Here is a 19,583-nt window from a genome sequence, read left to right as displayed (position 1 = left end):
GCCGAGGCTGGATCTCGAGCGGGGCTAGCCCGCCTCAGGCGGGTATCCGGCCCACGGCCGGAGGGAAGGTGAAACTCGTTCCACAAAAGCGCGTGAAGGGATTACGGCCAGCCCAGTCCTTCCGCTACAGTCAACCGGGTTGTCCAGCGACGTTCCGTCATACCCCCGATTCGCAAGAGGTAAACCTGTATGGGAAACCACCGAGCAGAACGCGGCCCCCGCCGCGCATCCTCGGAGGACCGAGCGTCCCGGAAGTTCTTGATCTCCCGCCAGTCCGCGTCGAGCAGCCGCCCCAGTGCCGCTCCGCAGGTAGTCGTTCCCTCCCCCGTTCCGCTGAGCACCGTCGCCGAAACCCCGGTCGCCTCCGCGCCCACCACCGGTGGCAAGCGTGCCGCCCGTCCCGCTCCCAAGTCCCGCACCACGTCGCCGGCCAAGTCCCCGAGGTCCGCGCGTCCCGTGCGGTCCACCCGGCCCGTGAAGCCTGTCCGGCCGTCGTCGCCCGACCCGGCCTCCGCCACCATCTCCCGAACGCCCGCCGTCGAGGCCCTGGCCGCCGGCGGTCGCCGCCGTGCGGACAAGCACACCGGGCGCGGCTCCCTGCTCAAGGGTCTGCCCTCAGCTCCGATCCTGGCCGGCGTCGCAGCACTGGCCATCTCCGCCGGCGGCGCCATCACGGCGACGCCCAGCCTCACCGACGCCGACGACACCTCGACCCAGCTGACCTCGGCCAGCGCACTGTCGACGGCCGCTGACACCGGCCTCCTGGCGGACCGCACCGCAGTGGTCACCCGTGACTCCCGCCGCGTCGCGAAGTCCGAGCGGTCCGAGGCCAAGCTCCAGGCCAAGGCCGAGGCGATGACGCAGCAGCGCACCGAGGCGCTGCAGACGATGACCGCCAAGATGGAGCAGCGCGCCGCCAAGATCAAGGCCGACCAGTGGGTCATGCCGGTCTCGGGCTACCGCCTCACGGCCTCCTTCGGGATGTCCAGCAGCCTCTGGTCCACCTCGCACACCGGGCTGGACTTCGCCGCTCCCTCGGGCACCCCGCTGCGGGCCGTGGCCAACGGCATCGTGACCGAGGTCGGCTATGACGGCTCCTACGGCAACAAGACCACGCTCCTGCTCGAGGACGGCACCGAGATCTGGTACTGCCACCAGACGTCGACCAGCGTGAGCGTCGGAGACCGGGTCGTCGGCGGCCAGACCATCGGCACGGTCGGCAGCACCGGCAACTCCACCGGCCCCCACCTGCACCTCGAGGTCCGCCCCGGCAGCGGCGGCCCGGTCGACCCCTACTCGGCTCTGCGGGCTCACGGCCTCCAGCCCTGATCCGGGACGGCACCTCCGGGCGCCGAAGGCAGAGTCCGGGCTCGCCCGGGATGCTCCGGCTGAACCGCTCCGGCTCAGAGCTTCTCGAGCGGGGCGTAGCGCAGCAGCAGGCGCTTGACTCCCTCGGACCCGAAGTCGACCGAGGCTACGGACTTCTCGGCCGCGCCCTCCAACGAGACCACGGTCCCCATGCCGAAGGAGTCGTGCAGCACCCGGTCGCCGGGCTCCAGCGACGGGATCTCACGGGCCGGCTTGGCCTTGACGGCCGCGTCCGCGCGGAGCGCTGCGGAGGAGAAGTTGCGCCGACCGGCTGCCGTCGGCGAACCCAGGCGGGCCGGTGACGACGAGGCCAGGTCGGGGCGTCCCCAGCGGGTCTGGGAGCCCTCCGTGCGCCGCCAGTCGACCAGGTCGACCGGCAGCTCGTCGAGGAAGCGTGAGGCGGGGTTGTGCGAAGGCGCGCCCCAGGCGGACCGGACCACGGCACGGGAGATGTAGAGCCGCTCGCGCGCCCGGGTGATGCCGACGTAGGCCAGGCGTCGCTCCTCCTCCAGCTCCTTCTGGTCGCCCAGGGACCTCAGGTGCGGGAAGACGCCGTCCTCGAGACCGGTCAGGAACACCACCGGGAACTCCAGGCCCTTCGCGGTGTGCAGCGTCATCAGGGTGACGACCCCGACGTCCTCGCCATCGGGCACGTCGGGGATCTGGTCGCTGTCCGCCACCAGGGCGACGCGCTCGAGGAAGTCGGTGAGGCCGGGAGTGACGGTGCCCGCGTCCACGTCGGCGGGATCTGCCGAGGGCCCGGCCACCGGGTCCTCGGAGAACTCTCGCGCGACCGCGACCAGCTCCGCCAGGTTCTCTACCCGGGTGCCGTCCTGCGGGTCGTCCGAGGCCTCCAGCTCGGCCAGGTAGCCGGAGCGCTCCAGCACCGACTCCAGGATGACGTCTGCGCGCTCCCCCGCCTCGACCATCGACCGCAGCTCGTCGACCATCGCGACGAAGGCCTCGACGTTCTTCAGCGACCGGGTGGCGATCCCCGGGGCTTCCGAAGCCCGGGTGAGGGCTTCCCAGAAGGTGGTCTGGTCGCGTTGCGCGAGTGCGGAGATGCAGGCCTCGGCCCGATCCCCGATCCCGCGCTTGGGGGTGTTCAGCACCCGCCGCAGCGAGATCTCGTCGGCGGGGTTGGCGAGCATGCGCAGGTAGGCCAACGCGTCACGGACCTCCTTGCGCTCGTAGAAGCGGACACCGCCGACCACCTTGTAGGGCTGGCCGGTGCGGATGAACACCTCCTCGAACACCCGGGACTGGGCATTGGTCCGGTAGAAGACCGCGATGTCGGCTGCGCGCTGGCCGCCGTCGACGAGACGGTCGATCTCGTCGGAGACGAAGCGCGCCTCGTCGTGCTCGTCGTCGGCGACGTAGCCCACCACGCGCTCGCCGTCGCCGGCCTCGGACCACAGCCGCTTGGGCTTGCGCCCCTTGTTGTGCCCGATCACCGCGTTGGCCGTGGTGAGGATGGTCTGGGTGGAGCGGTAGTTCTGCTCGAGCAGGATGGAGGTGGCGTTGGGGAAGTCCTGCTCGAAGTCCAGGATGTTGCGGATGTTGGCGCCGCGGAACGCGTAGATGGACTGGTCCGCGTCGCCCACCACCATCAGCTCCGCCGGCGGCACCCGCTGCTCGCCGGTCTCCTCGGGGTTGTCGGCGCACAGCTGGTGGATCAGGGCGTACTGGGCGTGGTTGGTGTCCTGGTACTCGTCCACGAGCACGTGCCGGAAGCGGCGACGATAGGTCTCGCGGACCTCGGGGAACGCCTGGAACAGATGGACGGTGGACATGATCAGGTCGTCGAAGTCCATCGCGTTGGCCTCGCGCAGCCGACGCTGGTAGCTCTTGTACGCAGAGGCGTAGGCCTCCTCGAACCCGTTGCGGGTGTCCTTGGCGGCCTCGTCGGGATCGCGGAGCTCGTTCTTCTGGTCCGAGATCCAGTTGAGCACCGCACCGGGCTGGTAGCGCTTGGGGTCGAGCTCGAGGTCCTTGAGCACCAGGGTGATCAACCGCTTGGAGTCGGCGGCGTCGTAGATGGAGAAGCTGGACTTCAGGCCCAGCCGGTCGCTCTCCTTGCGCAGGATGCGGACGCAGGAGGAGTGGAAGGTCGAGACCCACATCAGGCGGGCTCTCTTGCCCACCAGCTCCTCCACCCTCTCCTTCATCTCCGCCGCGGCCTTGTTCGTGAAGGTGATGGCCAGGATCGACCCCGGGTGGGCGCCCCGCTCCGCGACCAGCCAGGCGATCCGACGGGTCAGCACGCGGGTCTTGCCCGAGCCGGCGCCGGCGACGACCAGGAGAGGTGCCCCGGAGTGGACGACCGCCTGGCGCTGGGGCTCGTTGAGCCCCTCCAGCAGGTCCTCGGCACTCGGGCCGCGGCGCTCTCGCGGGGCCCGCGGCGCCTGGTCGGGGGGCTGGACGTGCTCGAGGCCGGGAAGGATGAAAGGACTGCTCATGTCGGTGCCAACCCTACGCGGCGGCGCCGACGCCTCACCTCAGGCGTGCGCGGGCGACCAGAAGACGGCGACCCCGATGTTGAGCACGGTCAGCGCGAGCAGCCCGAGGTACAGGCCCTGGGGGATGCTGGGCTTGCGCAGGTTGATCATGACCAGGGCCAGGATGACCAGCGAGATGGCGAACTTGACCGCGATCTTGACGTGGTTGACGTCGCCGTCCCCGGCCTCCAGGACACCCACCAGCGCGACGCCGGCGACGAACGCCGTACCGGCACCGTCGCGCATCAGGGCGTTGACCGTCTTCTCGGACGACGAGAGCTGGACGAGCAGGCCGCCGAGCAGGGCCGCGAAGCCCAGGATGTGGATGAAGAGCAGGATGAGACGAAGGAGGTCCATGCCCTGAGGGTAGCGATCTCGCGGGCTCTCGCGGACCGTCGGGTCAGGCCTTGACGCCCCGCCTGCGAGGACTCGGGCGCACCACCAGCACCGGGCACGGCGCGTACTGCTGGACCCGCTGTGCCGTGCTGCCCAGCATCACGGTGTCACTGATCCCGCGGCTGCCGCTGGCCACCACCACCAGGCCCGCCTCGAGCTGCTTGGCCAGCTTGAGGATCTCGTTGGCCGGCGAGCCGCTCCGGATCTTGCGCTGGACCGTGGGCCCCCAGCCGTCGAACGTGCTGGCGATCTCGGCGAGCGCGCCATCGGCCGCGGCCCGGAACGAGGTGGTGCTCTCCTGCTCCTGCCCCGCCAGGTCGTTGGCGAACGGCACGGCCGCCAGCGGGCGGATCACCGCAACCACCGTGACGCTGTCGACCTTGGTCGGGTCCACGAAGGACTTGAGATATTTCGCTGCCGCCAGCGACTGCTTCGACCCGTCGGTCGCGATGAGCACATGCATGGTTCAGACCGCCTTTCTGCTGTTGACCGCAAGCTGTGCCAGGTAGAGCACGAGACCCACCGCCACCAGGCCACCGCACCAGAGGAGGGACGACGGGTCGTCCCACACCACGTAGACCAGCAGCATCAGGTTGCCGACCAGCCCGAAGCCGAGCAAGGGCCGGTTGGCCCGGAACGTCTGCTCGCCTTCGTCGCTCCCGGTCAGCTTGAGACAGGCGATGATCACCAGGGCGTAGATGAACAGCAGGAACACCACCGTCACGGTGGCCAGGCGCGCCACCAGGTCCACCGATCCGTCGGTGGCCTCGGTGACCCAGGTGCCGATCACCAGCAGCAGCACCAGGATCACTGCGGAGAAGATCAGTCCCACCCAGGGGCTGCGACGGCCCTGGTGGATCTTGCCGAAGACCCGGGGCACGACGTTCTCACGTGCCATGCCGTAGAGGATGCGGGGCTGGGTGACGACGGCGACCAGGGTGGTGTTGGTGATGGCGATCAGCGCGATGATCGTGAACACCGTGGTCATCACCCCGACCGGGATGGGGATCAGGTCGGCCTTGATGACCTCCAGGAGAGCCACGTCGGAATCGGTGAGCGTGGAGATGTTCACCGTCAGCGCCGCGGCGATCGAGACCAGCACGTAGATGATGCCGGCTGCCACCATGCCGCCGATGAGCGCTCGGGGGATGGATCGTTCTGGGTCGATCGTCTCCTCGGCCACGTTCACGGCGTTCTCGAAGCCGGTCATCGAGAAGAAGGCCAGGGCCACACCTCCCACGATCGCGAAGATGACGTTGCTGCCCTGCGGCACCTCGAACTCGGTCAGCACGCCGAAGTCGGCATCGCCCTGCACGGCGTACCAGAATCCGATGCCGATGATGATCACCAGGCCGGCGATCTCCACCCACGTCATGATCATGTTGGCGACCACCGACTCGGTGATGCCCAGGTAGTTGATCACCGTGAGCGCCAGCAGGAAGAGCAACGCCACCAGCAGTGTCGGCGGGAGCGTCCACAGCTCGGCGAAGTACTGGGCGAAGCCGGTCGCCAGGGAACCGGCTGCGGCGAAGCTGGCCGAGAGGAAGCTGATGGTGACCAGGAAGGTGAGCGCCTGGTTGCCGAAGGCCTTGTTGACGTAGAGGGAGGCACCGGCCGCCTGGGGATACTTGGTGGCGAGCTCGGCGTAGGCCAGCCCGGTGATGGCCGCGATGGAGACGCCCACTGCGAAGGCGATCCAGAAGGCTCCACCCACCTCGCCGGCGACGGCGCCGATCAGCACGTAGACACCGGAGCCGAGCACGTCCCCCAGGACGTAGAAGAAGAGGAGCCGCCCGGTGATGGACCGCTTCAGCTCCGCGGAGCCCGGGTCCTTGGTCTCAGTCACCCCGATCGGGTGCCCGTTGTGGGCCCCCGCGAAACCTGGCAGAGCACCGCGACGCCGGCGCCGTCAGAGCAGACGACGGTCCGAGGCCCACTTGGTCAGCTGGTGGCGTGAGGACAGCTGCAGCTTGCGCAGCACCGAGGACATGTGGGTCTCGACGGTCTTGATGGAGATGAACAGCTCACGCGCCACCTCCTTGTAGGCGTAGCCGCGAGCGATCAGTCGCATCACCTCGCGCTCCCGCTCGGTCAGCCGGTCCAGGTCCTCGTCCACCGCGGTCACCTGGATGGAGCCGGCGAACGCGTCGAGCACGAAGCCGGCGAGCCGGGGTGAGAAGACCGCATCCCCGTCGGCGACCCGGCGGATCGCCTCCACCAGCTCGGGGCCGGTGATGGTCTTGGTGACGTAGCCCCGGGCGCCGCCCCGGATCGTGCCGATAACGTCCTCGGCGGCGTCGCTCACGCTCAGCGCCAGGAAGCGGGGGCCGGGCGCGTCTGCGGCTCGCGTGACGGAGCCCTGCAGCCGGGACATCACCTCCACGCCTCCACCGCCCGGGAGGTGGACGTCGAGCAGCACCACGTCGGGACGGTGCCGGGCGATCGCGGTCACTGCCTCGTCGACGTCCGCAGCCTCGGCGACGACGTGCACCAGGCCCGGGCCGAGTGCGCCGAGCTCGGCGCGCACTCCGGCGCGGAACATCGCATGGTCGTCGACCAGCACCACGCGGACCTCGGTGCCGCCCGGCGTACCGGGCACCGGTGTCGTGCTCTCCACGTCAGTCCTCCTCCACGGGCATCCGCAGCCGCACCTCGGTCCCCTCGCGGGGCGAGGACCGGACCGACGCGGTGCCGCCGTGCCGTTCCATGCGGTCGACGATGCTCGCCCGCACCCCCAGCCTGTCATCCGGCACGGTGGCCAGGTCGAACCCGGCCCCCCGGTCGCGCACGAAGAGCTCCACCGCGTCGGGCCCGGCCTCGGCATAGACGTCGACCCGGTCCGTCCCCGCGTGCTTGGCCGCGTTGACCATCGCCTCGCGGGAGGCGTGAACCAGGGGCCTCAGCACCTCGGTCAGGGGCGGATCCTCCCCCACCGTCACCACGTCCACCGAGACGCCGTGCTCGTCCTCGACCCGGGCCGCGGCCTCCCGCACCGCGCCGAAGGCCGTCTCCGGGCCGGTCGACTCCCCGACGTAGAGCCACGAGCGCAGCTCGCGCTCCTGGGCACGCGCCAGCCTGGCCACGGTGGCTCCGTCCTGGGCATTCTTCTGGATCAGCGCCAGGGTCTGCAGCACCGAGTCGTGGAGATGGGCTGCCACATCCGCGCGCTCCTGGGTCCGGATGCGCTCAGCGCGCTCCGCCCCGAGGTCGGAGGCCAGCCGCAGCACCCACGGCCCGAGGACGACGCCGAGCCCCAGGATGCCCAGCACGGCGGTCAGCGCGACGTCCCAGGTCAGCGACTGGTCGGCGTTGCTGACCACGAACGCGGTGATGGCGCCCGCGACCAGGCACGCTCCGGCGACCATCCTCAGGTAGGAGGCCCAGGTCCCGGCGCCGAAGATCGCCCGCAGCGGGCCCATCCGACCGGTGGTGTCGAGCCAGCGTTCCCGCTGTGCCTCGTCGGCCTGGCGCCACAGCAGCGCGACGCCGACGCCGGCCAGGACCAGGGGCCAGAGGAAGCCTCCGGCCCCCACGAACGCCTGGAAGGCCAGCACCAGTCCGAGGGCGAGCGCTCCCAGAGCGATGGCCGGCCCGACGTCGGTGAGCCGGGAGACCGGGCCGGGACGCTTCCCGCTGCGGGTGGCCCCCTCCAGGCCCGGCGCCGCGGTCTCGAACCGGGCGTCCGAGGGCAGGAAGAGCCACATCGCCGCGTACATGGCCACGCCCAGGCCACCCAGCGCGGTCGCGGCGACGAAGGCCACGCGCACCCACAGCACCGGCAGCGCCAGGTGCTGCGCCAGGCCCGAGGCCACCCCACCCAGGACGGGGCGCTCGGAGTCCCGGACCGCGCGCCGGGGCTGCGGCCAGGTGTCGGGCGAGGGTGGGAGTATGTCGGCGGTCGTCATGACCCACCCATCGTCGCAGGCGAGGGCCGTACCGACCATGAGGCACACCCCCGAGGCGACCCCGAGATCCGGCAGCCACGCACCAGGCCGGGACCAGGGTCTCCCCCGATGGTGCACAGGCGCACTCGGCGACAGGCTGGGAGACATGGAAGAGACCTCAATGCCCGGGCCAGCCGGGCCGAACCCGCCACCGGGTGACGCACCAACCGACCGCCCCCGGGTGACCGGCGAGCAGGCGCGCGACATCGGCCGGCTGCGCCGCCCCTACGACCGCAAGATCGCCGGCGTCGCCGCCGGACTCGCCCGGCAGTTCGATGTCGACCCCCTGGTCCTGCGCATCGCCTTCGTGGTGCTGGCGTTCTTCGGCGGCGCCGGGCTCGTGCTGTACGGCGCCCTGTGGCTGCTGCTTCCCCAGGACGGTGCCACCCAGGCCCCGCTCCCCCTGGACGAGCGGAGCCGCGGCATCGCGGTGATCGGTGCCGGGATCCTGGCCGCGCTGCTGCTGCTCGGCGACTCCTGGAACCTCTACTGGTTCCCGTGGCCGCTCGCCCTGCTCGCCCTCGTGGTCTGGGCGTTGTTCTTCCGCGACGGCTCCCGGTCCTCCCGCGGGCCGGCGCCCGACCCCACGGCCGGCACGCCGTACGGCGCCCCCGTCGCGCCACCCGAGGCCCCGAGCCCGCCGGCGTACCAACCGGTCTACCAACCGCCGACCCGGCCTCGGGACCCCCGCAAGCGCGGGCCGATGCTCTTCTGGTTCACCTGCGCCCTGGTCGCCCTGGCGGTCGGCGTGCTGGGCATCGTCGACCTGGCCGGAGCGCCGGTGGTGGACAGCGCCTACCCCGCCCTGGCCCTGGCGGTGATCGCGGTGATGCTCCTGGTCGGGGCGTTCTACGGAAGAGCCGGCGGGCTGATCCTGCTCGGTCTGGTCGCCGCCAGCGTGATGGCCGGAAGCATGGCGACCGAGGAGTTCCGCGGTGAGCGGCTCGAGGTCATCCCGTTCTCCTCCGAGCAGGTGCAGGGCGACTACGAGATGGACACCGGGGAGCTGGTCCTGGACCTGCGCGAGGTGGAGGATCTCGGGGCCCTCGACGGGCGCAACGTGACCCTGTCCGGCGGTGTCGGGAGGATCGAGGTGCTGCTGCCCGAAGGACTCGACGCCGACGTGAACGCGGAGGTCGGGGGTCCGGGGCATCTGGAGCTCTTCGACACCGTCGACCGTGGCGGGATCGGCACCAGTGCCACAGCCTCGAGTGCGGGCAGAGACGACCAGCCCCTGATCGAGCTCGACGTCGAGATCGGCGTGGGCGAGATCGTTGTGAAGACCGAGACGGTGGGAGCGAGACCATGACTGAGCACGAGAACACCGAGGCGTTCGACGCCTACGGGCCGAGAAGCACCGAGCCGTACGCCGCCGACGAGTCTGCCCAGCGGCCCGACGGACGGCACCCGCTCGACGTCACCCACCTGGTGATGGGCATCGCCTTCCTCAGCTTCGTCGGGGTCTGGGCCCTGATCTCCAGCGACCTGGTGCGCATCGACGACCTGCGGTGGCTGCTCCCGGTGCCCTGGGTGCTGGCGGGGCTGGGCGGGCTGCTCGCGACCGCGTTCGGAACTCGTCGCTCCAGCTCGGGCTGAGCCAACCGAAGTGGTGGAGCGATGTCGGCGGGCGGCCCCGCCAGCTGCATCAGGTCACCACTTCGCCGCGGGTGCCCAGGCCCTGCACCGCCGGCACGACGTGGTCGGGGTGGTCGGTGATCACCCCGTCCACCCCGGCCGCCAGGAACGCTCGCACCTCGGCGGCCAGGCCACCGTGCGCCTCGGGTCCCCCGGGGCCGCAGAGGTCGCTGGGCAGGTAGCGGTTCTCCGCCCGCAGCGTCCACACGTGCACGGTGAGCCAGTGCCGGTGAGCCCGGCGCACCAGGTCGGTGGGAGCACCCAGCCTCCCGTCGGGGCCCCGCGGCAGCACCAGCGAGCGAGCCACCCCCAGCCCGTCGGCGTACTCGGCGATCCAGGCCAGGCCCTCGGGGGAGACCAGGTCGGCCCAGGTGCGCGGGTCGCCGGCGAGCTCCAGGTCCCAAGGGCTCCCCTCCCCCTCCTCGAGGAGCTGCACCAGCGGGAGCCGGCAGAGCCCCGCGAGCTCCCGCAGGACGCCCGTCTCGAAGGACATCACGCTGACCCGCGAGCGCGGGTCGGCCAGTCCGTGCCGCGCCAGGTCCGCCAGCAGCGGGGGCACCAGGGGCAGACCCTGGGCCGCGAAGTGGCTCGGGTGCTTGAGCTCCACCATCAGTCCCACGGTGCGTCCCCGACGACTGGCCTCCGCGCCCACCGCCGCCAGCACCTCGTTGAAGGTGGGCACGCCTTCCACCCCGTCGTGGGAGGCGCTGTGGGCGCGCAGCTCGGGGTGGCGCTCCCGGGCAGCCAGCCGCTTGACCTCCGCCAGGGTCAGGTCCTCGGTGAACCAGCCGGACACCGGGCGTCCGTCGACGACCCTGGTGGTGCGGTGGTGGGCGAGCTCGGGGTGCTCGGCGACGTCGGTGGTCAGCGAGAGCTCGTTCTCGTGCCGTGCCACCAGCACCCCGTCGGCGGTGATGACCAGGTCGAGCTCGATGTCGTCGACGCCCATCCGGATCGCGGTCCGGTAGGCGTCGAGGGTGTGCTCGGGCCGGTGCCCGCTGGCGCCCCGGTGCGCCACCACCGCCGGGGTGACGACGAGGCTGCGGGTGGTGCTCCGAGTGGGAGCCGGGGCCTGCTTCTGGGCGACCATGGGGCAACAGTCGCGTCGCCCGGCAGCGTCGGGCCGACGGGTGCCGGTCGCCGAGGTGGCCAGCAGGTGAATTCCGGTCGCCACCGCAGGGCGTCCCCCGCCACCCCCTCCGCGCCGTAATTGATTCGCCGCCCCGCCGGGTCGGACCGTAACCTTGGCCGAGTGCGCCAACTGCCCCTGACCGATCCCGGCACCGCCGACCATCGGTCCCCGGGCCGCTTCCTGTGGTGGCTGGCCAAGGGCCAGTGGCAGACCCTGGCGGGCGGCATGGCCTTCGGGATCGTGTGGATGGGCGCCCAGGCCGTGATGCCTGCGGTCCTGGGTCGAGCCATCGACCACGGCGTGGCGGACCGCGACTTCGACCAGCTGCTCGTCTGGGCCTCGGTGATGCTGGCGATCGGGCTGGTCCAGGCCTTCTGCGGGATCATGCGACACCGCTTCGCGGTCACCAACTGGCTCATCGCCGCGTACCGCACGGTGCAGCTGGTCGGCCGGCACACCGTCCACCTGGGCGGCACGCTGCCGCGGAAGGTCTCCACCGGTGAGGTGATCGCGATCGGCACCAGCGACCTCTCGCACCTGGGCCAGGTGATGGACGTGACCGCGCGCTTCGCCGGGGCGGTCGTCTCGTTCGTCCTCGTCTCGGTGATCCTGCTCAGCACCTCGGTGACCCTGGGGCTGGTGGTCCTGGTCGGCGTCCCGCTGCTGATGCTGCTCATCGGTCCGATCCTGAGCCCGCTGCAGCACCGCAGCGCCCACCAGCGACACCTGATGGGTCGGCTCTCCAACACCGCCACCGACATCGTGAGCGGGCTCCGCGTGCTGCGCGGCATCGGCGGCGAGCAGGTCTTCCTGGGCCGCTACCGCCGCCAGTCCCAGGAGACCCGGCGGGCCGGCGTGGAGGTGGCGCGGCTGCAGTCGGTCCTGGAAGCGCTCCAGGTCTTCCTGCCCGGCTTCTTCGTGGTCCTGGTGGTCTGGCTGGGCGCCCGCTCCGCCGTCGCCGGGGAGATCAGCGTCGGTGAGCTGGTGGCCTTCTACGGCTACGCAGCGTTCCTGATGATCCCGCTGCGCACGGTCACCGAGTACGCCAACAAGTTCATCCGGGCCCGTGTCTCGGCCCGGCGCGTGTGCACGGTCCTGGCGCTGACCCCCGATCACACCGACCCCGAGACCCCCGCACCATCGCCGCCGCCCGGCTCGGAGCTGCATGACGCCCGGACGGGGCTGCGCGTCGGCCCCGGTCGCCTGGTGGCCGTGGTCTGCGAGCGCCCCGACGAGTCGGCGCTGCTGGCGGACCGGCTGGGGATGACCGCTGCCGAGATCGACCACGACGTCACGCTGGGCGGCACGCCGCTGCCCGCGCTGCGTCGCCGCGAGGTGCGCGAGCGGATCGTGGTCTCCGACACCGGCGCCACCCTGTTCTCGGGTCGCCTCGGCGACCGGCTCGACGTGAGCGGGGAGGGCGGGGTCGAGGCCGTGCGCGCCGCCCTGGCCACGGCCAGCGCGCAGGACGTGCTCGAGGCGCTGCCAGAGGGCCTGGACAGCGTGGTCTCCGAGCGGGGCCGCAGCTTCTCCGGGGGACAGCGCCAGCGCCTGGTGCTGGCGCGCGCCCTCACCGGCGACCCGGAGATCCTGGTCCTGGTCGAGCCCACCTCCGCGGTCGACGCCCACACCGAGGCACGGATCGCGGCGCGCCTGCGCCAGCACCGTGCCGGCCGGACCACGGTCGTCACCACCACCAGCCCGCTGATGCTCGACGCCGCCGACGAGGTGGTCCTGCTCGACGAGGGCAAGATCGTGGCCACGGGCACCCACACCGAGCTGCTGGACTCCTGTCCCGCCTACCGCGCCGTGGTCACCCGCGAGACCGAGGAGGTCCTGCAATGAGCGTCGGGACCTCGCTGCCGGTCGCGCAGGGCCGGGACGTCGGCCGCTACGCCCTGTCCGTCGGGCGACGCCATCCCCGACTCCTGGTCACCGCCCTGACCCTGCACGTGCTGGCCGCCATCACCGCGCTGGCGGCCCCGCGCCTGCTCGGCGAGCTCGTCGAGGCGGTCGAGACCGGCACCTCCGTCGGCCACGTCGACAAGGTGATCATGGTGCTCGCGGGCTTCCTGGTGGCCCAGACGGTGATCACCCGCTATGCCCGGCTGGTCAGCCAGGTGCTCGGCGAGCAGGTGCTGGCCGAGCTGCGCGAGGACTTCGTGGACAACGCCCTGGCGCTGCCGATCAGCACCGTGGAGTCGGCCGGCTCGGGCGACCTGATGACCCGCACCAGCCGGGACGTGGAGCAGCTCGGCTGGTCGGTGCGGATGGCCCTGCCGGAGTGGACCATCGCGATGGTCACCGCCGTGCTGACGTTGGCGGCCGCCATCAGCGTCGGCTGGTGGGTGGCGCTGCCCTGCCTGCTCGCGCTGCCGCCGCTCGTGGTGGGCCTGCGCTGGTACCTGGCGCGGGCCAAGGACGGCTACCTGCGCGAGTCGGCGTCGTACTCCCAGATCAACGCCACGCTCAGCGAGACCGTGGAGGGCGCCCGCACGGTCGAGGCGCTCGGCCTCTCCGAGGAGCGGATCCGGCAGATCGACGCGGACTGCAAGGCCTCCTTCGACGCCGAGCGCTACACCCTGTCCCTGCGCACCCGGTTCTTCCCCAGCATGGAGATCTCCTACCTGCTGCCGACCGTGGCCACGCTGCTGTTCGGCGGCTGGCTCTACACCCGGGGCAGCGTCAGCCTCGGAGAGGTCACCGCGGCCACGCTCTACGTGCAGATGCTGATCGACCCGGTGGACCGGATCGTGTCCATCCTCGACGAGCTGCAGATGGGCGCCGCCTCCCTGGCTCGGCTGCTCGGTGTGGCCCAGGTCCCCGACGACCGCGAGGCCACCGACGCCCAGCCCCTGGACGAGCGGCTCGAGGCCTCCGACGTCCGGTTCTCCTACGTGGAGGGCCGCGACGTGCTGCACGGGGTGTCGATCGACATCGGTGCGGGCGAGCGGATCGCCATGGTCGGTCCCTCCGGGGCGGGCAAGTCGACGCTCGGACGTCTGCTGGCCGGCATCCACCCACCCCGCACCGGATCGGTGACCGTGGGCGGTGTGGGCCTGACCGAGCTGCCCCTGGCCGACCTGCGCGGCCACGTCGCCCTGGTCACCCAGGAGCACCACGTCTTCGTCGGCTCGGTGCGGGAGAACCTGGCCCTGGCGGTGCCCGAGGGACGGGTCGCGACCGACGACGACGTGCTGGCAGCCCTGGCGGCAGTCGACGCCCTGGACTGGGTCCAGGCACTCCCCCAGGGCCTGGACACCGAGGTGGGATCAGGCGGAGTCACGCTGTCCGCACCGCAGGCCCAGCAGATCGCGCTGGCCCGGCTGGTGCTGGCCGACCCGCACACCCTGGTCCTCGACGAGGCGACCTCGTTGATCGACCCGCGCGCCGCTCGCCACCTGGAGCGCTCGCTGGCCGCCGTCCTGCACGGACGCACGGTGGTGGCGATCGCGCACCGGCTCTTCAGCGCCCACGACGCCGACCGCGTCGCGGTGGTCGAGGACGGTGTCATCTCCGAGCTCGGCTCGCACGAAGAGCTGGTCGCCGCCGGCGGGTCGTACGCCGCGCTCTGGGACTCCTGGCACGGGCGGGACTGAGGACGGCCCGCCTCAGGAGTCGATGGAGGCCATGTCCCCGTACCGGTCCCCGGCCACCGCGTCGCGCGGCACGGCCTCGGTCAGGGCGTCCAGGTCGGCGTCGCTGAGGGTGAGGTCAGCAGCGCCCACGTTCTCTTCCAGGTAGGCGACCCGCTTGGTCCCCGGGATGGGGACCACCCCGGTCCCCGCCCGCTCCTGCTGCGCCAGCACCCAGGCCAGCGCGAGCTGGCCCGGTGTGCAGCCGAGCCGGTCGGCGATCTCCCGGACCCGGTCCACCAGCCTCAGGTTGGCGGCCAGGTTCTCGCCGCTGAGGCGGGGGAAGTACCCCGAGCGGCGCGAGTCGGTCTCCGAGAGCGAGGAGTCGCTGGTGATCCGCCCGGTGAGGATGCCCCGGCCCAGCGGGGAGTAGGGCACCAGGCCGATCCCGAGCTCGACCAGGGTCGGCAGGATGGTCTCCTCCAGGTCGCGGGTGAACAGCGAGTACTCGGTCTGCAGGGCGGTGAGCGGGTGCACCGCGTGCGCCCGGCGGATGGTCTCCGCGGAGGCCTCGGAAAGACCCAGGTGCCGCACCTTGCCGGCGGCGACGAGCTCGGCCATCGCTCCCACGGTGTCCTCGATCGGCACCGAGCGGTCGACCCGGTGCTGGTAGTAGAGGTCGAGGTGGTCGACCCCGAGGCGCTGCAGGGAGGCGTCGCACGCGCTGCGCACGTACTCCGGGCGGCCGTTGATGCCGAGCATGGTGCCGTCGACGGCGCGCTCGTTGCCGAACTTGGTGGCGAGCTGCACCTCGTCGCGCCGGCCGGCGATCGCCCGCCCGACCAGCTGCTCGTTGGTGAACGGGCCGTACATGTCTGCGGTGTCGAGGAAGGTGACGCCCAGGTCCAGGGCGCGGTGGATGGTGTCGATCCCGCCCTGCTCGTCCGGGGTCCCGTAGAACTCCGACATGCCCATGCAGCCGAGGCCGAGGGTCGAGACGGTGAGGGCGGAGGTGGTTCCGAGGGTGCGTGTGGTGAGGGTCATGGCTCCACTCAAGCCCCTGGAGCGCGCTCCACGTCAAGGCCGGCGACGGCCTCGTAGTTCCCGATCTTGGCCTCGATCGCGCCCAGGTGCTCGGTGACCTCGCTGAGCCGGGCCAGCACCGTCGCCCGGTGGGCGCGCAGCAGGTCCAGCCGGGCGTCCTCGTTGCCGCTGCCCTCGCGCACCATGGCGGCGTACCGGCGTACGTCGCGGATCGGCATGCCGGTGGCCCGGAGCCTGGTCACCATCTCGATCCAGCGCAGGTCGGCCTGCTCGTAGCGCCGGTGCCCGGTCGCGGAGCGCCCGACCGGGCGCAGCAGCAGGCCGTCGCGCTCGTAGTAGCGCAGCGTGTCCACGCTGAGTCCCGCGCGGTCCGCGGCCTCTGCGATGGTCAGGCCGGTGCTGGTCCCGCTGGTCGTCCCCGTGGTCATCGTCCCAGTCTCCCCGGAGCCCACTGAGGGTCAACCCCTGTGCCGCGCCTGCCCACGGGCCGGGCACCCGATAGCCGGGACTCGGCGAAGTTCACCGGTTCGCCAGCTCCGAGGACCGGCATGCCGCGAGAATCGCCCCGGCAGACCTTGGGAAGGGGACTCAGGATGGGCGACCGTCGGGAGCAGCGGCGCCGCGCGCGCTGGATGGAGGAGCAGCTGCGTGCCCTGGACCGCCTCGACGCCCGGCACGGGCTGGGCGCGAGTCCCTTCACCGTTGCGCGACCCCGACCCCGGCGCACCTACGGCCCGGCGCTGGTGGGCCTGGGCGTGGTGCTGGTGCTGCTGGTCGCGGGCTTCCTCACCTCCACCGACCCGCAGGTGGCGCGCGTGCGGGAGCTGTTCGGCATCGAGGTCACCCCGACCGGCGACGTACCCGGCGCCCACTACACGTTCATGCAGCACCAGCAGGGGTCACCGGAGCCGATCGGCTACGACCCGTGCACCCCGATCCGCTACGAGGTCAACGCCGCCGGCGCCCCAGAGGACTACCTGGAGTACGTCGAGACCTCGGTGGAGCGCGTCAGCGAGGCCAGCGGCCTGGTGTTCGAGTACGTGGGGCTCACCGACTCCCGCAACTTCGACCTCGACGGCGACGTGGCGGGCCGGCCCCCGGTGCTGGTCGGCTGGGCCACCGAGGACGAGTACGAGCCCCTGGCCGGCAACGTGGCCGGGGTCGCCGGGAGCGCGGCGCTGCCGGTCTTCCCCGGCCACGCGCAGTACGTCACCGGCCGGGTCGTGCTCGACACCGAGGTCTTCGGCTCCTCCGCCTTCACCGGCCACCAGCTGCAGCCGATCGTGGACCACGAGTTCGCCCACCTGGTCGGGCTCGACCACGTGGAGGACCCGGGCGAGCTGATGGACACCGACGGCACCGCGGTGACCAGGTTCGGCGAGGGCGACCTCGCCGGCCTGGCCCGCCTGGGCGCCCTGCCCTGTCTGTAGCCGCACCCGAAGGGTCCCTTGCTACTGTGACACCGGTTACTGTGACAGTGGTTCTGTCACAGTCCGACGCGCCGCGCCCTACCCGAAGAGGATCCGAATGAAGCTCTCCACGACGCTGATGTACGACGGCAACCCGCGACAGGCGGCCGACACCGTCGCGTCGTACGAGAAGGCCGGGCTGGACACCGTGTGGGTGGCCGAGGCCTACGGCTTCGACTCCCCCACCCTGATGGGCTACCTGGCCGCCAAGACCGAGACGGTCGAGATCGGCTCCGCGATCCTCAACATCTACTCCCGAACCCCGGGTGCGCTGCTGCAGACGGTGGCGGGGCTGGACAACGTCTCGGGCGGACGCGCCATCCTCGGTCTCGGGGCCTCGGGCCCGCAGGTGATCGAGGGCTTCCACGGCGTCCCCTACGCCAAGCCGCTGGGCCGTACCGCCGAGGTCATCGACCTGGTCCGCCGCGGCCTCAAGCGCGAGAAGCTGACCTCCGACGGCATCTTCCACCTGCCGCTGGACCGCGACCACGGGGCGGTCACCGGCCTGGGCAAGCCGCTGAAGATCCTGACCCACCCCGAGCGGGACACCGTGCCGATCTTCATCGCCGCGCTGGGCCCCAAGAGCGTGGAGCAGGCAGCGAGCATCGCCGACGGCTGGATCCCGCACCTGTTCCACCCCGAGAAGGCGCACCTGGTGTGGGGCGACGCGCTCGAGGCGGGCCGGGCCCAGCGCTCGGCCGACCTGGGACCGCTGCAGATCACCGCCGGAGGGATGCTCGCCATCGGCGAGGGGCCCGAGACCAAGGCACTGCTGGACTTCATGCGCCCGATGTTCGCGCTCTACGTCGGCGGCATGGGGGCCAAGGGCAAGAACTTCTACAACGACGTCGCGAAGTCCTACGGCTACGAGGGCGAGGCCGAGGAGATCCAGGACCTCTACCTCTCGGGCAAGAAGAAGGAAGCAGAGGCGCTGATCCCCACCGACTGGTTGGAGGCGGCGAACCTGGTCGGGCCGGAGTCCTACGTCAAGGAGCGGATCGCGGCCTTCGCCGAAGCCGGTGTCACCAGCCTCAACATCTATCCGGCGTCCGAGGACCCGTTGGGCGCCATCGCCAAGGTGAAGGAGTGGACCTCATGACCACCAGCGTCTTTGAGGCCGAGCACGACGACTTCCGGCAGACCGTGCGCACCTTCTTGGAGAAGGAGGTGGTGCCGCACCACGACCAGTGGGAGGCCGACGGCATCGTGCCCCGGGAGCTGTGGCGCAAGGCCGGGACCGCAGGACTGCTCTGCTTCGACGTGCCCGAGGAGTACGGCGGCCCCGGGATCGACGACTTCCGGTTCAACGTGATCGTCTCCGAGGAGGCCACCAAGGTGGGCGCGAGCGGCCCGGGCTTCTCGGTGCACACCGACATCATCGTGCCGTACCTGGTCACCCTGGCCAGCGAGGAGCAGAAGCAGCGCTGGCTGCCCGGCTGCGTGTCCGGGGAGATCATCACCGCGATCGCGATGACCGAGCCCGGTGCCGGCTCGGACCTCCAGGGCATCCGCACCACCGCGGTGGACGCCGGTGACCACTTCGTCCTCAACGGCTCCAAGACCTTCATCTCCAACGGCATCAACGCCGACCTGGTGATCGTGGTGGCGCGCACCGATCCCGAGGCCGGCCACCAGGGCATCAGCCTGCTCGTGGTGGAGCGCGGCATGGCCGGCTTCGAGCGGGGCCGCAACCTGGACAAGATCGGCATGCACGCCCAGGACACCGCGGAGCTGTCGTTCACCGACGTCCGGGTGCCCAAGGAGAACCTGCTGGGCGAGGCCGGCCAGGGCTTCATCTACCTGATGATGAACCTGCCGCAGGAGCGACTGATCATCGGCGCCCAGGCGGTCGCGGCGGCCGAGTACGTCGTCGAGCTCTGCATCGACTACGCCCGTCAGCGCGAGGCGTTCGGTCGCCCCATCGGCAAGTTCCAGCACAACCGCTTCCTGCTGGCCGAGATGGCCACCGAGGCGCGGGTGGCCCGAGCCTTCCTCGACGACTGCCTGCGCAAGCACCTGGACAAGGAGCTCACCGCGGTGGACGCGGCGATGATCAAGTGGTGGGCCACCGAGCTGCAGAACAAGCTGGTCAACCAGGGCGTGCAGCTGCACGGTGGCTACGGCTACATGCGCGAGTACCCCATCGCCAAGGCCTACGTGGACAGCCGGATCTCCACCATCTACGGCGGGACCACCGAGATCCAGAAGGAGATCATCGGCCGTTCCCTGGGCATCTGAGTCGCGGGGGCGGCAACTGGGTACCTACCCCTCACGAGAGCCTTGGCGGGCCCGCTGCCGAGGCAGTGCATCGAGGAGATGGCCACATGACGACGACTCCGGACGAGCCGCTGAGCGACGACCAGATGAGCACCGAGCAGGGTGACCTGACCGGCACGACCCCCGGCCTCGGCGACGCCGACGGCACCGATGCCGACGGGACGGACGGGACCGACGGCGACTCCGGTGACGCCGACGGGACCGACTCCGGTGACGCCGACGGCACGGACGGCGCCGCGCTCTGA

18 protein-coding genes are annotated in these 19,583 nt (G+C 71.3%); 9 read left to right on the top strand and 9 right to left on the bottom strand.

Annotation, left to right across the window (positions count from 1 at the left end):
* The first annotated feature begins 474 nt into the window (after window positions 1–474).
* Window positions 475–1,329 carry a M23 family metallopeptidase gene (locus C5H89_RS19320; RefSeq protein WP_104106006.1) on the top strand — a complete coding sequence of 285 codons (855 nt, stop codon included), beginning with the start codon at window positions 475–477 and terminating at the stop codon, window positions 1,327–1,329.
* Window positions 1,330–1,403: 74 nt separating this feature from the next.
* Here the strand turns inward: C5H89_RS19320 and pcrA are convergent, their stop codons facing one another.
* The 6 genes from pcrA to C5H89_RS05270 all read right to left on the bottom strand — a co-directional run bounded on the left by pcrA (window position 1,404) and on the right by C5H89_RS05270 (window position 8,167).
* Window positions 1,404–3,827, bottom strand: coding sequence for a DNA helicase PcrA (gene pcrA / locus C5H89_RS05295; protein WP_104106005.1), 2,424 nt, complete (start codon window positions 3,825–3,827; stop codon window positions 1,404–1,406).
* Window positions 3,828–3,866: 39 nt separating this feature from the next.
* A complete protein-coding gene (locus tag C5H89_RS05290) occupies window positions 3,867–4,223 on the bottom strand; it encodes a hypothetical protein (RefSeq protein WP_104106004.1) in 357 nt (118 codons plus the stop codon).
* Window positions 4,224–4,266: 43 nt separating this feature from the next.
* Complete coding sequence (locus tag C5H89_RS05285; protein ID WP_104106003.1) at window positions 4,267–4,725, bottom strand: universal stress protein; 459 nt, start codon at window positions 4,723–4,725, stop codon at window positions 4,267–4,269.
* Window positions 4,726–4,728: 3 nt separating this feature from the next.
* Window positions 4,729–6,108: an APC family permease gene (locus tag C5H89_RS05280; protein ID WP_205304867.1), complete on the bottom strand. Its 1,380-nt coding sequence runs from the start codon at window positions 6,106–6,108 to the stop codon at window positions 4,729–4,731.
* A gap of 63 nt (window positions 6,109–6,171) precedes the next feature.
* Window positions 6,172–6,879, bottom strand: coding sequence for a response regulator transcription factor (locus C5H89_RS05275; protein ID WP_275887101.1), 708 nt, complete (start codon window positions 6,877–6,879; stop codon window positions 6,172–6,174).
* Window position 6,880: 1 nt separating this feature from the next.
* A complete protein-coding gene (locus tag C5H89_RS05270; RefSeq protein ID WP_205304866.1) occupies window positions 6,881–8,167 on the bottom strand; it encodes an ATP-binding protein in 1,287 nt (428 codons plus the stop codon).
* A gap of 145 nt (window positions 8,168–8,312) precedes the next feature.
* On the opposite strand from C5H89_RS05270, the gene C5H89_RS05265 reads away from it, so the two are divergent.
* On the top strand, window positions 8,313–9,515 hold the full coding sequence (locus tag C5H89_RS05265) for a PspC domain-containing protein (protein ID WP_162799216.1): 1,203 nt from the start codon (window positions 8,313–8,315) through the stop codon (window positions 9,513–9,515).
* Window positions 9,512–9,802 (top strand): hypothetical protein, encoded by a 291-nt coding sequence (locus C5H89_RS05260; RefSeq protein ID WP_104105999.1) that lies wholly within the window; start codon window positions 9,512–9,514, stop codon window positions 9,800–9,802. The genes C5H89_RS05265 and C5H89_RS05260 overlap by 4 nt, the downstream gene beginning before the upstream one ends.
* Window positions 9,803–9,851: 49 nt before the next feature.
* Here C5H89_RS05260 and C5H89_RS05255 read toward each other — a convergent pair whose 3' ends face one another.
* Window positions 9,852–10,931, bottom strand: a complete 1,080-nt coding sequence (locus C5H89_RS05255) for a glycerophosphodiester phosphodiesterase family protein (protein WP_205304865.1) — start codon at window positions 10,929–10,931, stop codon at window positions 9,852–9,854.
* 162 nt (window positions 10,932–11,093) lie between these two features.
* On the opposite strand from C5H89_RS05255, the gene C5H89_RS05250 reads away from it, so the two are divergent.
* Together C5H89_RS05250 and C5H89_RS05245 are read left to right on the top strand one after the other, a co-directional pair.
* Window positions 11,094–12,818 (top strand): ABC transporter ATP-binding protein, encoded by a 1,725-nt coding sequence (locus tag C5H89_RS05250; RefSeq protein WP_205304864.1) that lies wholly within the window; start codon window positions 11,094–11,096, stop codon window positions 12,816–12,818.
* Complete coding sequence (locus C5H89_RS05245; RefSeq protein ID WP_104105997.1) at window positions 12,815–14,572, top strand: ABC transporter ATP-binding protein; 1,758 nt, start codon at window positions 12,815–12,817, stop codon at window positions 14,570–14,572. Before C5H89_RS05250 ends, C5H89_RS05245 begins: the two co-directional genes overlap by 4 nt.
* Window positions 14,573–14,584: 12 nt before the next feature.
* On the opposite strand, the gene C5H89_RS05240 is transcribed toward C5H89_RS05245, so the two are convergent.
* On the bottom strand, window positions 14,585–15,592 hold the full coding sequence (locus tag C5H89_RS05240) for an aldo/keto reductase (protein WP_104105996.1): 1,008 nt from the start codon (window positions 15,590–15,592) through the stop codon (window positions 14,585–14,587).
* Between the two features lie 8 nt (window positions 15,593–15,600).
* Complete coding sequence (locus tag C5H89_RS05235; RefSeq protein WP_104105995.1) at window positions 15,601–16,020, bottom strand: MerR family transcriptional regulator; 420 nt, start codon at window positions 16,018–16,020, stop codon at window positions 15,601–15,603.
* Between the two features lie 165 nt (window positions 16,021–16,185).
* On the opposite strand from C5H89_RS05235, the gene C5H89_RS05230 reads away from it, so the two are divergent.
* The 4 genes from C5H89_RS05230 (at window position 16,186) to C5H89_RS05215 (ending at window position 19,583) form a co-directional block, all read left to right on the top strand.
* Complete coding sequence (locus C5H89_RS05230; RefSeq protein ID WP_104105994.1) at window positions 16,186–17,022, top strand: hypothetical protein; 837 nt, start codon at window positions 16,186–16,188, stop codon at window positions 17,020–17,022.
* Window positions 17,023–17,119: 97 nt separating this feature from the next.
* Window positions 17,120–18,160: an LLM class F420-dependent oxidoreductase gene (locus C5H89_RS05225; protein ID WP_104105993.1), complete on the top strand. Its 1,041-nt coding sequence runs from the start codon at window positions 17,120–17,122 to the stop codon at window positions 18,158–18,160.
* Complete coding sequence (locus C5H89_RS05220) at window positions 18,157–19,299, top strand: acyl-CoA dehydrogenase family protein (protein WP_104106090.1); 1,143 nt, start codon at window positions 18,157–18,159, stop codon at window positions 19,297–19,299. The genes C5H89_RS05225 and C5H89_RS05220 overlap by 4 nt, the downstream gene beginning before the upstream one ends.
* Before the next feature lie 86 nt (window positions 19,300–19,385).
* The gene (locus C5H89_RS05215; RefSeq protein WP_104105992.1) at window positions 19,386–19,583 is read left to right on the top strand and encodes a hypothetical protein; all 198 of its coding nucleotides are present in this window, start codon (window positions 19,386–19,388) and stop codon (window positions 19,581–19,583) included.

This window comes from Nocardioides sp. 616 (assembly GCF_002930065.1).
In the GTDB taxonomy this organism is placed as follows: Bacteria; Actinomycetota; Actinomycetes; order Propionibacteriales; family Nocardioidaceae; genus Nocardioides; species Nocardioides houyundeii.
Note: the sequence above shows the minus strand (reverse complement) of the source record. Positions and strands in the feature narration are given on the sequence as shown.